A 23,159-nucleotide genomic window follows, 5' to 3' on the forward strand; every position below is an offset into this window, starting at 1 on the left:
TTATGCCCTCGCGCTCAAAGCGATTACTGGAGTGAGTCGCGATGCTCGTCTCGCTGGGAAGTAAGACGCCAACAATGCAAGCACTAGCGTGACTAACAGTGACCAAACAATGGAATCCGGTGTGATTACAGGAAAACCTAACCACTCCGGTAAGGTGATGGAGCCTAACAACGCCACCACCATATACGCGACTAACAGGCCAAGTGCCGTACCGACAGCCACCAAGAACAAGCCTTCAAGAATGAACTGACTGAGGATCGATTTTTGTGTCGCGCCTATTGCCAAGCGCACGCCGATTTCTCGCGTTCGCTCTGTCACTGAGAGGAACATGATGTTCGCGACACCGAGCGCCCCAACAGCCATGGTCATTGCGCCACTTGCCCCAAGGAAGATTTGAATGCCTCGGAAAATACCCGTGATTAGCGCTGCACCTTCACTAAAATCTGGTAGGTTGATCGCTTCTTTATCGGTTGGGTCGAAGTGCAATTGCTTAGCATAGAAGTTCACGATCGCTTGTCGGAAAGCGGGACCATCCATACCTTCAGTCGGCTTAAGTAGTAGCATCCACGGTTTGGCATCCCACAAATCGAGATAAGTGGTTTGCGGGATGAAGACTTTGCGGCTATCGCCGAATGAAATGCCTGTATCTTCGTCTTTAATGATGCCAATCACCAAGAAAGGGATACCGTTAACCTTAACCATTTGCCCAATGCCGATTTCACCCATCTTGGCAATTTGATCGCCAAGCACGGCAACACGCGTGTGGTTAGCGATATCAGTTGGTGACAGGTTGCGCGAGCCAGACTCCAACTTACGTTGAATAAGGGAGAAGTAAGACGGGTCAATACCGCTGACGTTACTGGTCAAGTTCTGCCCTTTGTCATTGGTGACGCTCGCATCCCATTTGGCATAAACGCTCGATGCCGCTTCGACAAAACCGGACTGCTTAATCATATCGACTTTGTCTTGCGGGATCTGAATTTGACGCCTTGAGGGTAAGCCGTGCCATGGTTTGCTGGTGCTCGACGGAAACGCGATCTGCACGTTGTTGACCATAAACGACAGCTGCTGGGTTTGATGGCGATAAAAGCCCTCACCTAGCGCTATCAGCACCACCACGGATATCACGCCCCAAGCAATGGCAATGATGGCGAGCATGCTTTTCATGCGATGCGCCATCAGCGTTTGCCATGTTTGTTGCAATAAACTGGTCATGAATTAAAAGCTCGGGAGATCAGTGCGATAGTGTCGTCGTCCAATTTTCCTGCCGTTTGCAGCAGACCAATGCGCTGACGCCAGTAGTTATACAAGTTGTTTTGAAGGCTGTTTTTCGCTTCAAACAAGCTGTTATGTGCACTGATGACTTCCGATACTTCTAACATACCGGCATCGTAAAGCTTCTCTTTGCTACGCAGTATTTTCTCTCGCGAGGTGACGAGTTCGCTCGCAATCAAGACTTGGTTCCAGTTGATGTCGACTTGAGTAAACTGCTGAATAACTCGCTTTTGAATATCAATTTCAACTCTACGAAAATCTTGCTTGGCACTGAGAATATTCAGTGATGCTTCATCGACTCTTGCGCGCGTTGCACCATTCAAATCAATCGGCACGCTTAGGGTAATGCCCGCGTTGAATTCACCATTAGACTGTCGGTCACTATCACTGTAACCAAAATCACCTTTGATAGTCGGATAGTAACCACCTTGAGCTGAATCTTTAGCGAATTCACTCGCTTTCATGTTTTGCGCTGCCACTAATAGCGCAGGGCTACTGTCTTTAGCGAGCTTTAACCATTTTTCTTGAGTGTCCACCATCATTGGCGGCTGAATAAGGGAATCGGTACGGATTTGATCAACACTTTGTGGGATGTGGTTGATCAGTGCAGCTAGTGCGGCGCGTTTGATTTCCAGATCAGAGCGCGCACTCAAAATGCCAGCTTTGTCTGCAACTTGAGTGGCACGGATCTCTTCAACGTCCACTGATTTCACTTTACCCGCAAGGTAACGTTTCTCGATGATCTTCAGCAGTTCATTGCCTTCTTCCAACTTAGATTGCGCCAGCTTAAGGTCACCCTGCGCGCTGGCAACGTCTAAGTAAGACGAAAGCAGTCTTTGTGCTAATTCATTGTGTGATTGAACCAGTTCAAGCTGAGCCTTGATGTAGTTGGCATTGGCTTGATCCAAATTTGACCACAAACTGCTGTCCCATATTGTTTGAGAAAGCGTTGCGCTATAACTATTAGTATTATCCGCAGACTCACTCCAGTTCATAGATGCAGTCGCACTTAAACCTGGCAATAATGAACTGCGGCTCGCATCTACACTGACTTCACCGAGTTGCACGCCAATCTTGGCTTTCTCGTAATTTGGGTCACTCTGTTTCGCTTGTTGCCACGCTTGCTCAATCGAAATCGCATAGCTTGGTAAGCTGAGTGTTGCGGCTAATATCGCGCAGCCAATTTTGGACAAATTCAGCTTAGCCATGCGCCGCTCCCATCATCATGCTGTTATCGATGATCTCTTCGTTCAGCTCAACACCATCCAATACTTCTACATTAATGCCGTCTGACAAACCAAGCTTCACTTTCTGTGTATGGAAGCCTTGCTCAGAGCTATCTGGAACCAACACGCTCGGCGCATCACCATCAAACTGAAGTGCTCGCTCTGGCAGCGTTAAAACGTTCTCTGATTTCTTCAGCGTGATTTGCGCTGTCGATGAGAATCCCGAACGCAGCATCACTTCTTTAGGGATTTCCAACTCACCCACTTCAACCCCAAATCCGTTATCAAAGCTTTTTGCCGATGCATTGCCTTCTGGCGAGTTTAGGTTCTCTGATTGAATCGCAACTTTGGTCAGCACGCCAGAGATTTCCACATCAGGATACGGCGCAACGGTCAGCAATACCGGCATGCCCGGAGAAAGCTGCGCGGCATCATGCTCGCTTACGCTGCCTTTGAAGATCAGGCTGTTCATGTCGGCCAGAGACATCATTTCTGTCGCGGCTTGGCTCGATTCGGTTGAGATAATTGGCTCACCGACTTCCACTTTACGATTTAGTACCGTGCCATCAATTGGCGCGTAAATGGTAGAGGTCAGACGCGCGTTGCCAATCGACGCTTCACCGCTGCGAATTAGCTCTAAGTTCTGACGTTTTTGCAATACATTGGCTTGTGCAGTTTTTACTGATGAGCGCGCACTTACGTACGAGTCAAAATTCTTAGGGATAATATCCTGTTGAACCAAGCTTTCTAGGTTAGCGAGTTTTTGTTTAGCTGACTCAAGATCCGCTTCACTACTCATTAAGTCTGTAGACGCTTCAGTCAATGCTTTCGGAGTTGGATTTGGACGAACCTTAATCAATGGCTGGCCTTGCATCACTTTATCGCCGATTTTGACGTATATCTCGCCGACGATACCATCAATTTGTGACTTAATAGAAACCGAATGTGCAGGGACAATGTTACCAACTGCCACCGCTTGTTTTTCAATGGTTCCCTTTTCCACTACCAGAGTCGGAAACGGCTCTGGTTGAGCCGAAGATTGCAGATAGAAATACGCACCGCCGCCAAGCAATGCAACGCTCACAGCAGCGATAAGCCAAGTTTTTGCCATTATTGATACCAATTATTGTTTTGTAGTCTTGTGACCATCTGATGAACACAAAGTTCTGGGATAATATCGGCTTTAACGCTCTGAATTTGTCGCATTTGGTATGGCTATGTAAGGCAGAATTGACAATAAACAAAATGAATAACTGGATTTAGGGCCTGTTGACCTTTCGTGCTGATTTTTGCAGCGAATTGTTGGCTATTTATACAAGGCAGAGACTTTGCTGTGTAGCTAGCCTACATGAGAAGTCGATAACGCAGTAGAAATAGCCAACAAGCGCAGCCCTAGGGGTTCGGCTAAAATCGCTTCATGCTTTGTTAAGGAGTATTTGCTTAGAATGACTAGGCTACACACTCCTTGCCTCGCCTAAAACGATTCTGACTAGGCGTCCCCATCCGAACAAAGTTTAACCACGAAAGAACAACAGACCCTAGTAAATCACTATGACAATTTATAGGTTTACACTGCGACCTGTCGGTAAATGTTCTAGACGATCCCCTAGCACTTCTTTTAACAGCCCGTACGCCTTCGTACCGGTGCAATGCCCCGTATAAAACTTATCAATCGAATACTCTGATAGTGCTCTACCCAATGCTCTAATATCGTCTTTGGTGCCACCAATACCATTCAAAACGGGCAGGCCTACGAGATGAAAGCCACCAACTACCGCTTTAATTGTGCAGTTTGGAAACAACGCTATGGCGGTTTCAACCATGTTCAGTACTCCGCTGTGGGCACATCCCGTGAACACAACCAAGCCATCTTCTTCCTTGATCACCAAAAGTAACTCGTGTTCAAAAGCGTCTTGCTCATAGCTGCCAACTTTCGATTGGGTATAAAGGTACTGATTGCCTTTAGGTTGTGGGTACTTGTCGCTGATCTTGGTAATAACATGAACATTCGGGGCAACTTTCGTCGTTTCGCGTACTTGCACTATGCGGTCATTTGTTTTGTCTAACAAAGCTTTGTCGATGCCAACATCGCTTTTAAAACCAAAGGCGCGAAAGTAGTAATCCTGTTCTTTACATGCCTTCAAGTAAATGCGAGCGGTGTCATTCTGCTTCAAGAAGTGGGACGCTCCGTTGCAATGGTCATGATGTCGATGAGAAATAACGGCGAGATCCACTTCTTGAATATCAATATCTAGTAAAGGCGCGTTATCGCAAAACGTTCTACCACTGCCCATATCGAAGAGCAGCTTTGTACCTAAAGTTTCGATATGCAGTGATAAACCGCGTTCGACACAGAGATCGGTTCTGTCCTCAACACGAGAATTATCAACGAGAGTGGTAACGATCATGGTGTCTCCTAGTGACGTTGAACAGCTTTAGTGGGAGGGACAATAACGAGATTTGATACTTCTAGAAAAAAGTAATGCTAATTGTGTGATTAGACAGAGGTTTGCGACATCAGTTTTCAATCACCTTCGATTCTTACTCTATTTTTAATCCACTTAGCCCATCAAGGGACCTTTTTCTGATCCATTGATGTGGAGTCACCCAGACGAGCAGGTGCAATAAAGCCTAAATAACAAAAGCCCAAAACACATATTTTGGGCTTAGGTGTATAAGATTCTACTGTTCACAATGTGCAAAAACTATTTGTTCGTCAGATAGATTCTTAGCGGCTTCTTTCGCTATCAAAACTTGTTCTTGGGTAGCTTTGAATTCAGAGCCTGTTCCGGGCCAGTAGTACCCTTGCTCATCATGACAGAGAGTGATGATTATTGGATCAATTCCAATTTTAGGGCTATCTCCAACCTCTGTGTACATATCGAAAGTAATGTTGGTAGTAATGTGGCCTCGAACTCCATCCAGCACCTTAGCTTGAACCTTATAGTAGTTATCTCCACCGTCTTTCCCCGATCCCTCAAAACCAGTTAGTACTACAACAGCCGAGTATGGAGTCTCTTCAACCGCAGTTTGAAGCCTCTCATTTGCTACTGCTTCATATCCGATGAGCACCATTAAACATATTAGCCATTTCATGCTTTCAACTCTTTTAGCCGCATATCCCAACAATCCTGAAGTTCGTCGCTAAGGGCAGGAAATACCGAATACTCTTTCAACACGCCTTGTTTCTTAAATCCACACTTTTCGAGCACGCGAATACTGGCCTGATGGTCGATATGTGGAGCTGTATGAATCTGCTCGACTCCGATGCTTTTCAGATATTCAGTGCCAAGCTTACACGCCTGAGTCGCATACCCTTTACCTTGATAATTTCTAGAGATCCCAAAGTGAATTTCGCTATGATTGCTTTCAGGGATTAAGACTAAGCACCCGATAGGAATTTGAGTCGCGCTTTCTTCGATTACGAGTACCAAAATATTAGGGTGAGCCAACTCGTACTGAGCTCGCCATCGACCGATCGCTTGTAACGTTTGAATTGGGCTTTGATGTGCTTGTCGATTGAGATACAAACACGTTTGCTCATCACCAAGGTAGTTTTCAAACAAAGGCACCGCGTCCGATTCTTCAAGGTACCTGATTGCCACATCTTGCGCTTCTAATCTCACTGACTCTCACCTTGATACACGTCTGGGTTCCATATCTGCATAAAGTTCTCGACGGGCTCGATAGGCTTAAAGCCGAACTGTTCATACAGGCCATGAGCATCACGCGTCGCGAGAATCATTCTACGTAGACCTTGAAGATCTGGATGGGACACAATTTCAGAAACTAACCATTTACTAATGCGTTGCCCACGGAACTCTGGGAGCACGAAAACATCGGCAAGATAAGCGAAGGTGGTTTTGTCTGTGATTAGACGAGCAAATGCGACTTGTTGATTCGACTCAGAGAACACTCCGAAACAAAAGGAGTTTCGCACCGCTTTATCTAGCGTGTCTCTCGGCACGCCTTTCGCCCAATAGCTCTGTGAAATGAACTGATGGATGCAATCCAGATCCATATCCTCAAAGGCAGTGCTAATACGATATCCTTGCATGGTGTTCTCCCAATAAATCAAAGCTTCTCTGCGACGCAAATTAGGTTGTTTGAATTTTCAGAAAACTTCTCTTCTGCCCAAGAGCTGTATTTTTCGGTGGTACATAAACCCGCCTTAGCAAGAAACGCTTCAATTTCAGATAACTTTCGATACTTCAAATCAATGCTTGAGTGAATTGTTGAACCATCTTGGTAGTGACGTTCTTTCTTCAAATAAAGGATTGCACTTTCAGCGTCATAACGTTCGCTCATCCCCATGTACTTCACTTCGCTTTTTTCGGGCAATTCATAGGTTTGCCACAGCGACATTTCAGCATCAGTTTCCAAGTTATCGGGCGTTGGTAAACGGGTATCAAAGATGAAACGCCCACCTTTGTTAAGGTGATTAGAAATCGAATTAAGGACGCCAACTAGCATCTCATCGGAGAGGAAAGCTTGGAAAGCGTTGCCCGTCATAATCGCCATGTCGAAGCGTTTATCGAGAGAGAATTGAGTGGCATCCTGTTGCAAGAAGGAAAGGTTATCTAGTTCCTGCGCTTTTCGTTTAGCCTGTTGTAACATCCCCTCGGCAATATCAATACCGACAGCATTATCGAGCTTCTTCGCGACAGGTATGGTGACAATACCCGTACCACAGCACACATCCAGCAAATTTCGAGCACCCATCGCGGTAATGTGGCTTTGTATCAGAGCGATATCATCATCGTAATGTTTATCATACTGTGCATCGTATTCCATGCCCGATGCGAACTCACTCAGGTCTTGTGTCTTCAAAAACAGTCCTTGTTTATTATCTACATCAAGAGCCCGAATGTAGCACGCCATACTCACCTGAACACTTATGTCATTGTAAAAGCGTGAAAAAAGTCGACGTGCTACGCATTAGTTTAAGCCATCCAGATCCTTGCCAGAATGCCCATTGGCGTTGTGACGCCTGTGGTAATTGAGCTCACTTCTCCATCTTTTAACACATAGATGGTCGGGGTCACGCTAATGCTCCATTCTTGCATGATGGCGCTTTTCGGGTCATTGATGTTGTCGAACTGGTAGTCTTTAGACTGCATGAACTTTTGCACCCTTTCTTGCGGGCCAGACGCGCCAGATACCGCAACCACCTCATAGTAATCACTCAACCAACTCACGCTTGGGCTAACAAACTTGCATGCCGGACACCACGTTGCCCAAAAGTACACCACGACGGGTTCTTCATGGCTTTTGGCAATCACATCGACAAATTCGCCATCGGCCATGATCGCACTCAGAGGTGGTGCTTGCTCTTTAGGGATGTCTTTAGTGCGATACCAATCCATGGCGACCGAAATCACGGTCACCATAAGGACGAGTTGTAGCGCTTGACTGAGCCAGTATTTGAGCGACTTGCGCTTTTTTACTGTGTTCACTTAATTGCGCCTCCACTTGCCTGTTCGATTGCTTTCACCACTACATCGTCAGTCAGGATCACTGGCAGAGGAATCCCCTCTGGTGCTGCTGGGCCATACACGATGTTAAATGGCACACCAAAGCGACCGTGCGCACGCAAGAAATCGGTCACTGAGCCATTCGGATGTGTCCAATCGCCTTTCAGTGTCGCCACGTTCGGGCTTTGCAACAGTGAGTAAACCGGATCTTGCCAGATCACGCCGATCTTGTTGGCTTTACAAGTCACACACCAATCTGCGGTCACATCGACGAACACCACACGGCCATTCTTCACGTGGTCGGCAATCGCTTCGTTTGACAGTTTTTCCCAAGCCAAATCTTCTGGCAATGGCGTCGCCCAATGATTTGCAGTCACACTGCCTAGTACCAGACCACCAGCAATCAGAATCAACGAAACCGTGCCAGAAATCGCCAACGCTTTATTGCCATAAATACGCTTAACACGCGCCATAATGACGATGAACGCAACTAGGCCAATCAGAATGACCCAAAATACCGGCAAGTGATTCGCCATCAATGACAACAACCACGCACTGGTTGCCAACATCATGATGCCGAATACGATCTTCACGACATTCATCCATTGGCCTGGCTTTGGTAGCTTGAGTGCAATCCCCGGGAAGATAGCCACTAAGATCCAAGGCAGTGCCATACCCAGCGCTAACGCAGTGAAGATAGCAAACAGAGTCACCACGTCTGCACCCAGTGCAAACGCCACCGCAGTGCCTAAGAAAGGTGCAGAACAAGGCGTTGCTAGCAGAGTCGCGAACATACCTTGAACGTAATGCCCAAGTAGTGAGTTATCCCCTTTTGAAGCCAACCAAGTGTTCGTACCCGAAGACAAGCGAATTTCAAACAAGCCAAGCATGTTGGCACCAAACAATCCGGTCACCAACAGCATTAGACCTAAGAACCAAGGGCTTTGGAATTGAACGCCCCAACCGATGGCGTTACCAGTGAGCTTCAGCACTAAGATAAAGCCAGCCAGTAACCAAAACGACGTCAGAATACCTAGCGAAGAAGCCACGAACTGAGTGCGAATTTGACGACGCTCAACGCCTTGTGCCGCTACGATGCTGCTTAACTTCATGCCGAGAACTGGCAATACACAAGGCATGATGTTGAGAATCAAACCACCGAGTAACGCGAACAAGAAAATGTTCACCAGTGATGTACTTGGCAAGGCTTCTGTGATCACACCTGCTTTTGCTTGCGCGGTTTCTTGCGCCAGTAAGTTATTGTCTTTGATTGAGACGTAAACCGATTGGTTATCCAGCTCTACATCACCCAACCAAGTATTCACGAGGTAGTTTACGGTAAGCGTGTTGCCCTCTTGATGCAGCCCTTCTAATTTGAAGCTGTAATCGCTGGTTGCTTCATCGACACCATCAACCAACACTTCTGGTTTTTGCCAACCTTGTGAGTTAGTCAGTTTGATTTGTAGCTTAGATTGGTTTGCATCCCAATTTGCTTCTGTCACCTCAACAAATGGCGACGCTTGAGGCACACTGCTGACCGCTTGCGCGTAAGTGAACATCACTCCTTCATCAACTTGTAGGTCGGAAGGTAGGAAAGACAGTTGAATGTGGTAATCGGTTAGTACACAAATGGTGGTACATGAAGACAGGGTCAGCGTCGCATCAATCGTCACTGGTTTGTTCATGTCTTCGACGTGCAGCGTCATTGGGAAGACGGTGTCACCTTTGTAGCCTAGCGTCTCGATACCAAGCAGCTCGTATTTCTGCGGGTACGGCCATTGCCAATCCACTTTGGTTAGGTTTTGTGATTTTTCCCAATCAATAGATGGCGCAACGCCACCCTCACCCGGCGAACGCCAGTAAGTTTTCCAATCACCGGTCAGTTTGACATCAAGGTAACCAGTGAGTGTGTTGGTATTTGGATCTTGCTGGCCCGTTAAGACAAAGCGCGTTTGCACAGGTGGATGCTGCGGGTTGGTCAGCCATCCCGTGTCTGTCGTTTGTGCTTGGGCAATTAGCGAGAATAAGCTCAGCGCCAGCGTCATGATAAGCATCAACGCGGCTTGAGTCGTTTTTTTCATGTGGTTCATAGTTATTCCTAGTTAAAAACAAGTGTAGAAAATCGCTGACGAAACTCGTCAGAAATCACTTGTCATTCGCGGAATACACACAGGGTGAGATGGACTCGATACTTTTGGACTATCGGTTCGGTCCATTGTCTTTTGCTGGCGAATGCACAACAGCGCCACACGACAAGCGCGAAAATGCCAACAAATAATACAACGACCAAGGTTTCCAGTTGTTGTTGAGCAAATTGAATCAGCTTTTCAGACAATTCACATTTACTCGTGTCATGCCCACTTTCTGCTTTTACGATTTTAACTTCATCGCCGACAACCGCAGAAGTCGAGCTTGCGTCATATTGCATGGCACAACTGAACATCAAACCAGAATTTTTCATCAGGCACACCACAATCACCCAGCCTATTAGCGCTAGGAGCCATTTGCCCTGTTGTCGGGACGCAGCAGATTGTAAAGTGGATGAGTGCATTCTAACTTCGATAAATGTGGAAACGCGGGAAATCATACGCAAGTTAGCATAAACCTCAAGTAGTATGATTTTTTGAACAGCGCGTTTTCGTAACTAACTGTGATAGTCTTATGACTACCGTTTCTGTAAATAATTCAACATGCTCAATAAAGTTAATCTTGCTGATATTCGCTCGTTCGTTTTGATCGCTCAACTGGGTAACTTCACCAAAGCGGCAGAAGCCCTTTCGGTGTCGCGTTCTCATGTGTCTCGCCAAATCAGTGGGCTCGAAGCGCAAATGGGCGTGACCTTACTGACCCGCACGACAAGGACGCTGCGCCTGACTCATGCCGGAGAACGTTTCTATCAAGAATGTGAAAAGGCACTGCACGATATCGACCAAGCGTTGATCGCCGCGGTCGACGACACTCAAGAAGTGCGCGGTTTGATTCGCGTAAACTGCGTGGGTGGTTATATCGGTGAAGACATCATTGCTAAATACGTCAATGAGTTCATGTTGGAATACCCGAACATTACGGTCGATCTCGACTTCTCTTCACCGCGGATTGATTTGATTGAAGATCAGTTCGACGTTGCGATTCGTATGGGCGAGTTGGAAGACGCAGGCTTTGTCGCACGTAAGCTGATGATGATTGATATGGTGACGCTTGCAAGCCCGAAATACTTGAAGACTTATGGCGAACCCGTCACACCAAAAGAGTTAGCCAAGCATCGCACGCTAACGGGCTCAGTCACTCGTTGGAGTTATCGTAACGTTGCTAACCCGAAAGAGCACAGCGATGTAATAGTGAAAGGCAATCTGCGTTGCAAGAACGGCCGCGCACTTGTGATGGGCGCACTACACGGTAACGGAATTATTCGTGTGCCATTGAGTTACTGTGACGAGGAAGTCGAGCAAGGCCAACTGGTTAAAGTGATGCCGGAATGGGAGATCCCGTCTGTGCCGCTGTCCGCCATTTTCCATCGTGATCGCTACCAACCTAAACGCCTTCGTACCTTCATCGATTTCGTCAAAACCAAATTTGAACAAGACTTTGATGTTTAAGTTTAGCGCATAAAAAAGTGCGTAAGAACCGAAGCGCTTACGCACATTTTTCAGACTTGATGAGGGTTAAGATAGCTTCTCTATGTAGCCCTCAATATCGACATCATCAATAAGCTCATTTGGCAGATAGCGCTTGGCGTAACTTAGATAAGTGCCACTGGTTAACAGCAGCTTAAATACGTCTTTATCAATGTGCCCACCGAGTGCCATTTTCGACATAATACTGATTGCCTCACTCAAGGACTTGGCTTTCTTGTAAGGTCGATCAGCCGCGGTTAACGCTTCGAAAATGTCTGCTACTGCCAGAATGCGTTCAGGGATCGATAATTCCTCTCCCATCAAACCTCTCGGATAGCCGAAGCCTTCCATCGCCTCGTGGTGCGTAGTAGCGTAACGAGGAACGCGCTCAAGTTCAGGTGGGAACGGTATGCTTTCGAGCATCTTAATGCCGCTGATCATGTGCTCATTAATCTTAAAGCGCTCTTCTGCTGACAACGTACCGCGCTGCACGGCCAAGTTATACAGTTCACCATGGTTGTAGAGCTTTTCTGGCACCGTCATATTGATGCCAAACTCAGGGTCGAGATCAAACGGCTGTTCACGCTCAATCACATGCTCAGGACGATCAGAAAGCAGCTTCTCTGTTGCTGGCGTTGTTTGTGGTTGGTAGCGCGTTTCTTCTAATGGCGATAAACCAAGTCCACAATCGAAGTAACGCGTCCACTCTTTCTCAGCCAACTTGTGTAGACGTTCGATGTCTTGATCCGACATAAACTCCGCCCCCACGTTCGCATTGGCGACAAATTCGAACTCTTCTTTCAGCGACGCAAATTCTTGTTCCAGTGCTTGCTCGGGTTGCTCATCGACACCCATAGTTTTTAGCTTTTTGAGTAGATATTGAATCTGCGCATCTCGCCACAGCACTTCGAATCGCATGCGAACTTCGTGAATGCGGTTGTAGTTGGTTTCTAGCTTACTGCCTTTATCAACCACATACTCAGGCGTCGCGATCTTGCCACAATCATGAAGCCAAGCTGCGATGCGGAACTCACGACGCTCTTCATCGCTTTCAAAAGCGAACGACTCAAACGCCCCTTGCTCTGACTTCTCGGCCTCTTCGGCCAGCATCAAAGCAATCTCCGGCACGCGGTTACAGTGCCCTGCCGTGTACGGAGACTTTTCATCGATCGCACGTGCGATAAGCTGAATGACTGATTCAAAGAACTCATTTTGCCTTTGTTCAAACTGCTTAAGCGAGTTGCTGCCTCGCATCACTGAAAGACCAAGTTGGTGAATCTCTTCAATACGAGAGTGAACACGCTGCACTTTGTCGTATTCGCGATCGCGTACAAATCTGACTTGCTTTCTCAACATATTGATTGGCTGTGAGATTGGTTTCGCCATCTCCCATGCAACGGGAATCAACAACGCAAGAACAAACAAGGATGCGCCCACAGCATATAGCGTCACTTCATTTACGCCGGACATGACGTAAGCCTGTGGAATCACGACAGCAAAGTAACGCTCTTCCTTATGAGTGAGTTTGGAGACAAAAACATACTTGTCTTTCCCATTGATCGTCACTAGTTGAACGGAGTTGATGAACTCAGGATCTTTGGCAAATTTGACCAGCTCTTCGTATGGAGTAAAGGTATAGGTCGACACTGCTGCCTTACCCTCAAACCATTTTTCGCGCAGCTCTTTTCTTTGCTCTGGCGTAATCGCATCAATGGCTCGGTTAATGATCTCAACTAGAGGCCTTTGTTCCTCATTCGCCAAGTAGTAAAACGCGTTGGAGAGGTTTGAATCCTTAACCAAAGTGATGGCTAAGTTCTGACGAAATGTTTCGCGTATTTTGTTGACCAATATTTGACGAATGTCGAGCACAGCGACGATGTCTCCATTCAATACCCCGTCGATCGCATCGTGCAAAGAAGCGTAATTGACGATGGTCATTTGCGGGTAAGCCTCTAACAAGTCATCTTGAATGCTCCAACCTTTCAGCAAGCCAATTCTTTCGTTCTTCACTTGCTCTAAGGTATTGATGTGCTTGTTCTCTTCTGTAGTGAGCAACGCAAACTTTGCGTGATAAAGAGGTTCACCCACTACACCGATGCTCGAAAGGTCATCTTGGTCAGCAATCGATTGAAGAATATCGATATTGCCATTTTTAAAGTCGTTGACGAGCTCATTCCAACTTCGACCGTTCACAAACTTAAACTTTAAGCCGGTCATTTCCGAAATCATCTTAAACAGATCAACTGAGAAGCCGTTAGGGCGACCACCAACGGTGTAATCAACCGGAGCCCAGTTATTTTGGTTCGACACTTTCAACTCTGGCGTTTGGGCGACCAGTGCTCGCTGCTCATCCGTTAAGTTCACAGGTGAAACCAAGGGCAAGCGCTCTTCGATATCGATCATCTTGTTGGTCGCAATCAATCGACCGTTCGCTTGATAGATAAACGCCTCCGCTTCTGGCGCTTTCTTGTTTTCGACAAAACGGTTGGTGAGTTGCGCCTCTAACGAGGAGAGAAGAATGTCTACACCCACCACAGTATCGGATTCTGGCACCTTAATGGAAAAGGTTTCCCCAGATACTTTTAGAGTGTTGAACAAATAAGGAGAAGTATTGTAAATGTCATCATGGTCAGCATTTTCAAACCAGCTGCGTTGAGTCGGGATGAAGTTACTAAACTCATCTAAAGCATGGCGTGATACAAAGTTTTCATCATAGTAAATACTGACTTTACGACGCTCTCGCTTCACTCCACTATGCGCGATTAACAACCACTTGTCCCCTGGTTGAGCATCTATGCGTGAACGAATGTCCTCTGAGGAAAGGTTGATCAGCTGGAAGAAGTCATTGTTCGCTTTGGCAACAAAAATACTATGAATGCCGGGTTCTCTTACCAACAATTTAGACAAAGGAATAATGATGCTCTCTTCGGGCGTATCTACCCCGATGAGCGACACTAGCTGCGCGCCGCTTCGTGCCACGTTCTCAGCTAAATTTTGTAGATTAGATAAATGACTCGATACACCTGTCGCGATGGTTTGATATCGGGTGAGGGTGTGTTGCAGCTCAGTTTTCCTTGCAAAATGGTATTGCAAAGTAATCGCCACACCTGCTGTCACTAGGGTACAGAAGACAAACATCAACCCTAGCACTGTCCTTAACGAAATGCGTTTACGTTTTTTCATCGTTTCATCTTGGAGTAACCCAAACACCTTAATCCTTTAACCAACTGAAATTATTGTCTAAAAATTGAGTTTCGGCCAATTACTAAATTTTGTCGAAGCAAACGAAAACGCCTCCATCGGGAGGCGCTTTATCTTAGTGACTAAATTGAGTTGGGGTACTTAAGTGAAAACGTAACAATTATGCTTGTGCTGGAACGCTTTCGCTTTCAACTTGAGTTTGTTGCTCTGCTTCTTCTTTGTTGAAGCCTTCGTGTAGATGGTAGTAACGTTGGTAAATCATGCCAATTTTGGTCAGACGCTCTTCCGTTGGCAGCATCAAATAAAGCTCAAACCAGTCTCCGAGGCTGTTTTTTTCATTTAAACAGGTTAGAAGCTTGTAAAACATCTCCGCTAAAACAAGCGCATATCGATAAAAAGGGTTATTCTTAGTTATTAAAAGTACGAAATAATAATTGAATGAGCATTCAACCTAATTCTCGCCAATTGATTGCCTGTGAAGAATGCGGCCTAGTTGTCCGTATTCCAGATATACAGCAAGGTCAAAAAGCACAGTGTCCACGCTGCGAGCACTCACTAACAAAAGTTAACGCTAAACCCTATCAAAGTGTAGTGGCGGTATCGATCGCTAGTTTGATCATGTTGGTTTTGAGCATTTCATTTCCATTCATGTCATTTAGCGTTCAAGGGCTCACACAAGAAATAACGTTAATGCATGCAGCCAAAATGCTGGCTGAGTTTCACAACGTTTTACTTGGTGTCCTTTTACTGGCTACCGTAGTCGTGTTACCTGCCATTTATGTCGGTCTGATATTGTTCCTTCACTTGGAAGCATTGAAATCAACGAAGCACCCATTAAGCAAAAAGAAAACGCGCATGGCAAAAGTGCTGTGCCGGATTTTATTCCGGGTGGAACCTTGGCTAATGGTCGATGTATTTCTCATTGGTGTATTGGTTAGCCTGATTAAAATCGCCTCTCTCGCAGATGTCGGTATGGGCAGCTCATTCTGGGCATTCTGCGTGTATACGGTGTTAGTTGTTAAATGTATTTCTATGGTCGATAGAAGCTGGCTCTGGGGGCACTTCATTGCAGCGGTAGAGCTACCAAGTGTAAAAGAAGGCGACACTCACCACAGCGAGAATCACATCGGCTGCCACACTTGTCATCAGCTGAACCCTATTGAAGATAAAAAACACCAGAAGTGTATTCGCTGCCAAAGCCCAGTGCATAAGTACGATCCCATAAACAACCTGCAAAAAGCCTGGGCACTATTGTTTGCGTCGATCATTTTCTATATCCCAGCCAACTTATACCCAATGATGTATACCGTCAGCCTTGGTCATTCCGAAGGTTCAACAATCATGGAAGGTGTCGTGCTGCTGTGGCAACTGGGCTCTTACCCGATTGCTGCAGTTATCTTCTTCGCTAGTGTATTTATCCCAATGGCCAAAATGCTCGCGCTGGCCTGGTTGTACTTCAACGCCCAAAAAGCGCAGTACTTGCCTCCGGAAGAGAGTATCTCGCGTCTAAAAGTATACCGTATGACCGAGTTCATTGGCCGTTGGTCAATGATCGATATATTTGTCGTCGCCATCTTAGTGGCTTTAGTGCAACTACAGAACTTAATGGCAATATACCCTGGCCCTGCAGCACTCTCTTTCGCTGCAGTGGTCATTTTTACTATGCTCTCTGCAATGATTTTTGACTCGCGTTTATTGTGGCAACTTCCACAAAAACAAGCGCAGGAGCCAATAACAGATAACTTAACTGAGAAAGCTAAATATGAGTGATGAGAACAAAATAACCGCTCAAATAACCCCACAAAAGCAGATATCTGCGATTTGGATTATCCCAATTCTTGCATTGGCAATGGGCGCATGGATGCTGTTTCAGTACGTCAACAGTACCGGGCCAGAAATCACCCTAAAACTTCCAACCGCAGAGGGTATTGAAGTCGGAAAAACCGAGATCAAAGCTCTAAACGTTAAAGTTGGGGTGATTACCGATGTAAAACTGAGCAAGGACTATGACCACATCATTGCCACCGCACAGATGAATAAAGATGCTAAGCGCATGCTTCGCGAAGACTCGATGTTTTGGGTGGTAAAACCTCGTATTGGTCGTGAAGGCGTATCGGGCTTAGAAACACTGCTTTCCGGTGCTTATATTCAGCTTCAACCTGGTAAATCAAACATAGAACAAGAGCACTTTGATGTGTTAGATGTTCCACCTGTCGCCGCTCCTGATGCGGAAGGCTTACGAGTAGTACTGACCAACCGAGAGGCAGGTAAACTGGGCGTTGGCGATCCGGTTATCTACAAAGGCTTTACTGTCGGTCGTGTTGAAACTACAAGTTTTGATGTTGATACTCGCCGTGCACTGTACCAACTGTTTATCTTCAAGCCATACGACAGTCTCATTCGCACTAAAACACACTTTTGGTTGAGCTCTGGCGTCGATCTTCAGTTAAACGCTGAAGGCTTCGAAGTCAAATTCGGATCCTTAGAAACTTTGATCACCGGTGGTGTGACATTTGATACGATTCCAGGAATTGGAGATGGGGCAGAAATCACTGAAGACATGACAAAATTCCGTTTATTCGATGACGTGAAACAGGTTCGTGAAGGCATGTATGACGAGTACATTCAATTCGTTATGATGTTTGAAGAATCAGTTCGAGGGTTGAAACGCAAAGCACCTGTTGAGTACAGAGGCCTAAGAATTGGTACTGTGATGAAAGTGCCTATGCGCATGCCAACCCCTGAGGAAGATTTTTCCGCAAAGAAAATTCCAGTATTAGTACGTATCGAATTGGGTCGAGTTTATGACAACCTTCCAGTAGATAAACTTCCGCTGTTTAAAGGCAAGTTAAAAGAAGAGTTTAAGAAAGGCCTTCGCGGCACGCTAAAAACTGGTAACTTGCTGACTGGTGCATTGTATATTGATACAGACTTCTACCCAGAGGAAGCCCCATACGTAGCAAGTACTTTCGAGGGCTTAGATGTGTTCCCTACAAAACAAGGGGGCTTTGCTCAAGTACAGCGACAGGTCAATGACTTCCTAAATAAGATCAACAACTTACCAATGGAAGATACATTGCTTTCCCTAAACAAGACGCTAAAGACCTCCGAGAAGACATTAGCATCTGCAGAGCGTGTTGCGAGCAGTATCGATAAGTTGCTAAATCAACAAGACACTAAAGCAATACCAGCGGACATTCGTCAAAGCCTGCAGCAGTTGCAAAAGACACTTGATGGCTATGGCCCCAACTCAACGATGTACAGCGAAATGGAATCAACGTTGAAAGAACTAGAGAAAGTGATGACCGAGTTCAGGCCCGTCCTGCAGCAATTGAACGATAAGCCAAACTCACTTGTATTTGGTAAAGATGAGATGAACGACCCAATGCCAGTTAGAGGACAAAAATAATGAAACGTAGAATTTTATTGATCTCTGCCCTACTCGCTGGCTGTAGTAGCGCTCCGCAAAATACCGATGCCTTTTATGTGTTGCCAGAGTTCAGCGCGGCAAACATTAATAGCACCCTGGTAGTCCAACGCACTCCGCTCATTGTTCGTCCTGTCGAGTTAGCCAGTTATCTCGCTGATAGCGGAATTGTATATCGCACATCAGAAACTCAGATTGTTCAAGCAAAGCACAATCAATGGGCACACAGCATTTCTGAGCAGATCACTTCTCGCGTGATTAACGAACTACGAACCAAACAAACGCAATACTGGCCTGTTGAAGTCAACAACTTGCTCGATCAGAGTCACGAAAGCAAACTTCAGCTTTCTCTAAGCAAGTTCAACGGTAACTTTGAAGGCAATGCGGAGCTCGAAGGCGAATGGCTAATTATTGATGCGAATGGCAAAGTGACAAACAGCGCGCCAGTAAACATCAATGTTCCCTTACAAAACGACGGCTACGATGCACTTGTTGGTGCACTTTCTGAAGGCTTAAGTAATCTAACAGACCAAATAGCCACTAAGCTGTAATCGGCCATGCCAAAAAACAAAGCCCTAGCAATAAATGTTAGGGCTTTTTATTCTGCCTTCTCTTAGAGCTTAAAGGTTTCCATTCTTGCTTTTAGATTATGGGCAAGACTACTAATCTGCTGACAAGCCACCGCCGTTTGCGATGCCCCCTCAGCCATTTCTGTTGATGCACTATTGATGTGCTCGACACTACGATTCAGTTCCTCAGAGACTGAGTTCTGCTCGCTACACGCCGTCGCAATTTGAGTACTCATTTGAGCAATGTTATCCACCGAGTGCTCAATTTCATTGATCTGATTACCCGCCTCATTTACCTGATCGACACACTGAGCAATGCCTGCTTGGCAATCTCGACTTGAGTGCCCCATCTTGCTGGTGTTTTCTTGCAGTTGATTCACGATTTCGATGATTTGTGAAGTTGAATCCTGAGTACGTTGAGCTAAGGAACGAACCTCATCTGCAACCACCGCAAATCCTCGCCCTTGTTCACCCGCGCGCGCCGCTTCAATTGCTGCGTTGAGCGCTAGCAAGTTTGTCTGCTCCGCGATACCGCGAATCACATCTACGACCAGGTTGATGTTGTTCGAACTAGATTCAAGCTCCTGTGCTAAATCATCTGACTCTTGAATTGTCTGCGATACACGCTCGATAACAGCAATAGTTTGTTGAAGCGTTTCCGTGCCCTGTTTTGCTACCTCGGTAGCTGAGTAAGCAGAAGTCGCACCTACTTCGGTATTTTGTGCCACTTCCCCTACTGCGGCTTGCATCTCTGTCATTGCAGAAGCAACAGAACTCAATTCCAGTTGTTGATTTTGCATACCGGAAGCAGTTTGAGAAGAAATTGCACTCACCTCCTCTACCGCTGCAGTTAGTTGAATGGTTGAGTCACTAATTTCGGACACTAATGAATGCAAATTGCCTTGCATCGTCACAAGCTCTTTCAGCAAAGTACCCAATTCATCTTTGGTGAGTTCTTCTTCGTCAATCGTGTTGTTCAACTGACCTTGCGCAATCTTAGAAGCAAACGCCAATGCACGATCTACCGGTCGACAAATCGCTCGAGAAAGCAAAACTGAAGACAACCCGATGACCACGATAATAACGAGCGCACCAATACCTGCACTATATTGAGTGGAAAGTGCTTCTGCATGCACTTCTTCACCTATATGGTTGACCAGCTCATCATTTAGGGCAAGCGTATCATCTAAACTACTTAGTGCTTTTGAGTAAGTAGAGAAACTAAATAAAACAACTTTGTTCGCTTCATCAGACTTCCCTTGGCTCAGCAAATCATTGTAAGGCTTGGTCTCTTTTATGTATTGATTCCAAGTTTCCTTGAAGACGTTAAACGATTGCTTTTCTTCAGCATTTAGATCCAAGGCTTCAAAAGCGGCAATCCCTGACTGTACATCTGCACGCCATTGATCGAGATCTTTCAGCCATTCACCAATCTTGGGATGATCTCCATTTGGGAGTAACGAAAACTCATCTTTTCGAACTTTAGTGATGTCGACTTGAATCCCCTTCAGAATAGCAACCGACGGTAGGCTCTTCTCGGTAAGTACTGCAATATTCTTATTCAGAGTCGATAGGCTCAGTACCAACATTATAGATACCACTGCAAATACGACAAACACAGTCAAATAACTCAACCATATTTTCTTTACGACACTTAAGTCTTTAATACTCATAAACTTCCTCGCGACAGCGTTAATGAGGCGTCTCAAAAATGAAACAACATCAAACGCAAAAAACAATACTTACTAACAATGTGACTACTTCACGCCTCTTTATAACCGGGGCGTTACACACTCACTTTAACCACCCATTGATAAAGTTGTTATCACTATTTTCTGATTTTGATACGTAGCTCGACTTATATATACCGCTTCAATAATCAGCTATTTTTTTCAGTAATACTTCACGACGAATTTCCAAAATCTCATCAATCAATTGCGCTTTTATGGTGACACAAAAAAACCGAACCATTACAGTTCGGTTTTTCGATATAAAGCGGTGGTAATAACTAGTCAGCAATAGCTGATTTAACTGTACTCTTTAAATTCTGCATAAACACTTTGAACGCAGGCATGAAGTCAATGAACAGTGGATGCTTTCTGTCTTTCATCATCACAGGGCCTAGCAAACGTATTGCTACACCAACTTTTGTCGCCTCAGCTTCATCAAGTCCACTTCCCTTTCTCAGGCTATCAACGTCTAATCGTTAAAGAAGCGAATCCAGAAGACAAACGTAGCCAATGCCTCCGAGTCACAGATGAAGGCAATGTAGTCATGGAAAAGATCGCACACGTTGATGAGTTGATACTCAAAAAAATGACACAAGATATGTCTTCGGAAGAGCTCGAAGCTTTTCAAAAAACAACGAGCAAAATAGTTAGAAACTTGAGTGAATCGATGAAAATCGCATGCTATTAAATTTAGCGTGCGATTTTTGATGATAAATAGAGCACTAGGTCAATGCGCCTAGACTTTAAAAAACGCCACTTCTTCTTTTAGTCTGTTCGAAAGCGCATTCAGATTTTGGCTTGCAACGTCGTTATTTTTCATCGAATCAATCGAGTCTTTAGACATACTGGAAATTTGGTCCATCGCCACTACAAGCTCGCTCACTACTTGGACTTGTTCCTCTGTCGCGCTCACAATGTCACGAACTCGTTCCAATGAATCCTGCGCTTGTTTCTCAATACTCACCAATAAATGCGTCGCTTCTTCGGTGTTCCTTTGACAACTTTCCACTTGTGGCTGAGTGCTTTCCATCGCATTTACGCTGGCAACCGTTTGGGCTTGAACCTCTTTCAACATGCTTTCAATTTGAGTCGTTGCTTCACCAGTACGTTTAGCTAGATTTCTCACCTCATCTGCAACAACTGCAAAGCCACGCCCAGACTCACCTGCTCGTGCCGCTTCAATTGCAGCATTGAGCGCCAATAAGTTGGTCTGCTCAGAGATGTCACTGATCATATTCACAATGCCACCAATATCGCGCGTTTTCGCTTCCAGCGCTTTCACTTGCCCTACAGTACCATTCACCGCAGCGGTAACTGACAACATTTGCTCTGCAACAGCAGCAATACGCTCACGGCCATCACGAGCATTCTCTGATGTGTTAGCAGAGTTTTGCTCTGATAAATGAACGATCTTGGCAATCTCATCAATGCGAGCATGCATCGTTTCCAATCTAATCGCCATTTGGTCCGTCAGTGAGGCTTGCTGTTGAGCCGTATCAAATACTGAGCGAGAACCGTGAGACACCTCTTCGACTTGTTCTGCCAATTGCTCTGATGCTCCGCGAATATTGCTGACGATCGAGCTTAGTTTTTCTGACATCAAAGACAACGAATGCAAAATACTGCCCGGTGCACTATCGCTATGATCTTGTGTTAACTCACCTTCTGCCATCGTCTGAATCGCACTTTGAGCGACAAACGGCTCACCACCCAGTGAACGTCGGAAACTGCGTTCGATAACAAAGCCAACTAAAACTGAAATCAGTAAAGCAATTCCACTCAAAGCAAGCATCAAGCTTTGAAAGCCACTTGCTTGTTCGCGAGCAATAGGTGTGAGTTGTTGATTCAATGCCTCTTGGTAATCGATGAACTCATTGATCGCCTTCAACCACATTGCAAAGCTAGGGCGAACTTGGTCTAACAGTATTGTGGTGACTGGTTCGCCGTTTTCTTTCTTGCTAATGACCTCTTGCACCAAAGGCAATGTCTGCGCCTGAATATCATCAATACTGCGCAAGATTTTTAGCTCCTTTTCCGTAAAAGGAACACCATCAGCCTTCATCTTCTGCATAAGCAGCTCCGACTGACGGTAGAATTCTTCAAGCCTTTTGATCTCATTTTCAAAAACACGCATTTCTTGTGTATCACGGGCCATAACCACATCGCGAATGGCAATCGCGCGATCATGAACACTGCCGCGATAGTTAATCGCATATCGTTGTTTTACTGAGTTAATGTCTGTCACCTCAGACAAGGTCATATCGATAAAGTTAACCTTTTGAATTCCAACTATTGTAAGCACTGCCATTAGCGCTACTAACGTACCAAAACCTAGCGCCAAACGAGTTCTCACTTTCAACTGAGCAAGGTATTGCATTTCATACTCCTGATAGCAAACGAGAAAGTTGAGGGCTACTTGATCAGTAACCTCTATTTTTCCACGAAAGAAACCAGACCTTCCAAGCCTTGCAAAAATTACAAATAAAATATGATTTTGGCTAAGTCAGTTCCAATTCGGTAACCAAATCACATTAGAAACTCGATTTAACGATGGATGAAGATAGTTGGGGCGAGATTTCAGGGTTGCGAAAGGTTTCAATGGCAGGATTGTTGCAGAGGGTAAATAAACTCGTCCAATCGCTT

General features: G+C 45.6%; 20 protein-coding genes and 1 pseudogene. 5 read left to right on the forward strand and 16 right to left on the reverse strand.

Translation table 11 applies throughout. The features are described from left to right. The 11 genes from B853_RS09260 to B853_RS09315 all read right to left on the reverse strand — a co-directional run bounded on the left by B853_RS09260 (position 1) and on the right by B853_RS09315 (position 10,526). The gene (locus B853_RS09260) at positions 1–1,215 is read right to left on the reverse strand and encodes an ABC transporter permease (protein WP_038885072.1); all 1,215 of its coding nucleotides are present in this window, start codon (positions 1,213–1,215) and stop codon (positions 1–3) included. Next, positions 1,212–2,483 carry a TolC family protein gene (locus B853_RS09265; protein ID WP_038885073.1) on the reverse strand — a complete coding sequence of 424 codons (1,272 nt, stop codon included), beginning with the start codon at positions 2,481–2,483 and terminating at the stop codon, positions 1,212–1,214. The genes B853_RS09260 and B853_RS09265 overlap by 4 nt, the downstream gene beginning before the upstream one ends. Next, positions 2,476–3,612: an efflux RND transporter periplasmic adaptor subunit gene (locus B853_RS09270; RefSeq protein WP_038885074.1), complete on the reverse strand. Its 1,137-nt coding sequence runs from the start codon at positions 3,610–3,612 to the stop codon at positions 2,476–2,478. The genes B853_RS09265 and B853_RS09270 overlap by 8 nt, the downstream gene beginning before the upstream one ends. Before the next feature lie 448 nt (positions 3,613–4,060). After that, positions 4,061–4,909, reverse strand: coding sequence for an MBL fold metallo-hydrolase (locus tag B853_RS09275; protein WP_038885075.1), 849 nt, complete (start codon positions 4,907–4,909; stop codon positions 4,061–4,063). A 274-nt stretch (positions 4,910–5,183) separates the two neighbouring features. Beyond that, the gene (locus tag B853_RS09285; RefSeq protein ID WP_038885076.1) at positions 5,184–5,597 is read right to left on the reverse strand and encodes a hypothetical protein; all 414 of its coding nucleotides are present in this window, start codon (positions 5,595–5,597) and stop codon (positions 5,184–5,186) included. Beyond that, entirely contained in the window at positions 5,594–6,127 is a 534-nt protein-coding gene (locus B853_RS09290) for a GNAT family N-acetyltransferase (RefSeq protein WP_038885077.1), read from the reverse strand. The genes B853_RS09285 and B853_RS09290 overlap by 4 nt, the downstream gene beginning before the upstream one ends. After that, positions 6,124–6,558, reverse strand: a complete 435-nt coding sequence (locus B853_RS09295; RefSeq protein ID WP_038885078.1) for a GNAT family N-acetyltransferase — start codon at positions 6,556–6,558, stop codon at positions 6,124–6,126. Before B853_RS09295 ends, B853_RS09290 begins: the two co-directional genes overlap by 4 nt. A 17-nt stretch (positions 6,559–6,575) precedes the next feature. Next, positions 6,576–7,331 (reverse strand): class I SAM-dependent methyltransferase, encoded by a 756-nt coding sequence (locus tag B853_RS09300; RefSeq protein WP_038885109.1) that lies wholly within the window; start codon positions 7,329–7,331, stop codon positions 6,576–6,578. 113 nt (positions 7,332–7,444) lie between these two features. Further along, positions 7,445–7,957 (reverse strand): protein disulfide oxidoreductase, encoded by a 513-nt coding sequence (locus tag B853_RS09305; protein ID WP_038885079.1) that lies wholly within the window; start codon positions 7,955–7,957, stop codon positions 7,445–7,447. After that, positions 7,954–10,065: a protein-disulfide reductase DsbD family protein gene (locus B853_RS09310; RefSeq protein ID WP_038885081.1), complete on the reverse strand. Its 2,112-nt coding sequence runs from the start codon at positions 10,063–10,065 to the stop codon at positions 7,954–7,956. Before B853_RS09310 ends, B853_RS09305 begins: the two co-directional genes overlap by 4 nt. A gap of 62 nt (positions 10,066–10,127) precedes the next feature. Beyond that, positions 10,128–10,526, reverse strand: a complete 399-nt coding sequence (locus tag B853_RS09315; protein WP_005431160.1) for a hypothetical protein — start codon at positions 10,524–10,526, stop codon at positions 10,128–10,130. A gap of 139 nt (positions 10,527–10,665) precedes the next feature. Between B853_RS09315 and B853_RS09320 the strand changes: the two genes are divergently transcribed. Further along, positions 10,666–11,571, forward strand: a complete 906-nt coding sequence (locus B853_RS09320; protein WP_020197191.1) for a LysR family transcriptional regulator — start codon at positions 10,666–10,668, stop codon at positions 11,569–11,571. 66 nt (positions 11,572–11,637) lie between these two features. Here the strand turns inward: B853_RS09320 and B853_RS09325 are convergent, their stop codons facing one another. Both B853_RS09325 and B853_RS25995 read right to left on the reverse strand, forming a co-directional pair. After that, positions 11,638–14,772: an HD domain-containing phosphohydrolase gene (locus B853_RS09325; RefSeq protein WP_038885110.1), complete on the reverse strand. Its 3,135-nt coding sequence runs from the start codon at positions 14,770–14,772 to the stop codon at positions 11,638–11,640. Positions 14,773–14,950: 178 nt separating this feature from the next. After that, complete coding sequence (locus B853_RS25995) at positions 14,951–15,157, reverse strand: hypothetical protein (protein ID WP_038885082.1); 207 nt, start codon at positions 15,155–15,157, stop codon at positions 14,951–14,953. 71 nt (positions 15,158–15,228) lie between these two features. On the opposite strand from B853_RS25995, the gene B853_RS09335 reads away from it, so the two are divergent. The 3 genes from B853_RS09335 to B853_RS09345 are packed head-to-tail and all read left to right on the forward strand — an operon-like array spanning position 15,229 to position 18,768. Further along, positions 15,229–16,560, forward strand: a complete 1,332-nt coding sequence (locus B853_RS09335; RefSeq protein ID WP_038885083.1) for a paraquat-inducible protein A — start codon at positions 15,229–15,231, stop codon at positions 16,558–16,560. After that, entirely contained in the window at positions 16,553–18,199 is a 1,647-nt protein-coding gene (pqiB, locus tag B853_RS09340) for an intermembrane transport protein PqiB (RefSeq protein ID WP_038885084.1), read from the forward strand. The genes B853_RS09335 and pqiB overlap by 8 nt, the downstream gene beginning before the upstream one ends. Beyond that, on the forward strand, positions 18,199–18,768 hold the full coding sequence (locus B853_RS09345) for a PqiC family protein (RefSeq protein WP_038885085.1): 570 nt from the start codon (positions 18,199–18,201) through the stop codon (positions 18,766–18,768). The genes pqiB and B853_RS09345 overlap by 1 nt, the downstream gene beginning before the upstream one ends. A gap of 62 nt (positions 18,769–18,830) precedes the next feature. On the opposite strand, the gene B853_RS09350 is transcribed toward B853_RS09345, so the two are convergent. After that, complete coding sequence (locus B853_RS09350) at positions 18,831–20,459, reverse strand: methyl-accepting chemotaxis protein (protein ID WP_038885086.1); 1,629 nt, start codon at positions 20,457–20,459, stop codon at positions 18,831–18,833. Positions 20,460–20,794: 335 nt separating this feature from the next. After that, a pseudogene (locus B853_RS09355) lies at positions 20,795–20,968 on the reverse strand (DUF3861 family protein); the annotation flags it as partial. Here B853_RS09355 and B853_RS09360 point away from each other — a divergent pair. Beyond that, positions 20,920–21,204, forward strand: coding sequence for a MarR family winged helix-turn-helix transcriptional regulator (locus tag B853_RS09360; RefSeq protein WP_193788575.1), 285 nt, complete (start codon positions 20,920–20,922; stop codon positions 21,202–21,204). The pseudogene B853_RS09355 and the gene B853_RS09360 sit on opposite strands and share 49 nt — an antisense overlap. A 48-nt stretch (positions 21,205–21,252) precedes the next feature. Here B853_RS09360 and B853_RS09365 read toward each other — a convergent pair whose 3' ends face one another. Next, positions 21,253–22,893, reverse strand: coding sequence for a methyl-accepting chemotaxis protein (locus B853_RS09365; RefSeq protein ID WP_038885088.1), 1,641 nt, complete (start codon positions 22,891–22,893; stop codon positions 21,253–21,255). Positions 22,894–23,159: the final 266 nt, after the last annotated feature.

Origin of the sequence: Vibrio rotiferianus CAIM 577 = LMG 21460, assembly GCF_002741985.1 — a bacterium.
Taxonomy (GTDB): Bacteria; Pseudomonadota; Gammaproteobacteria; order Enterobacterales; family Vibrionaceae; genus Vibrio; species Vibrio rotiferianus.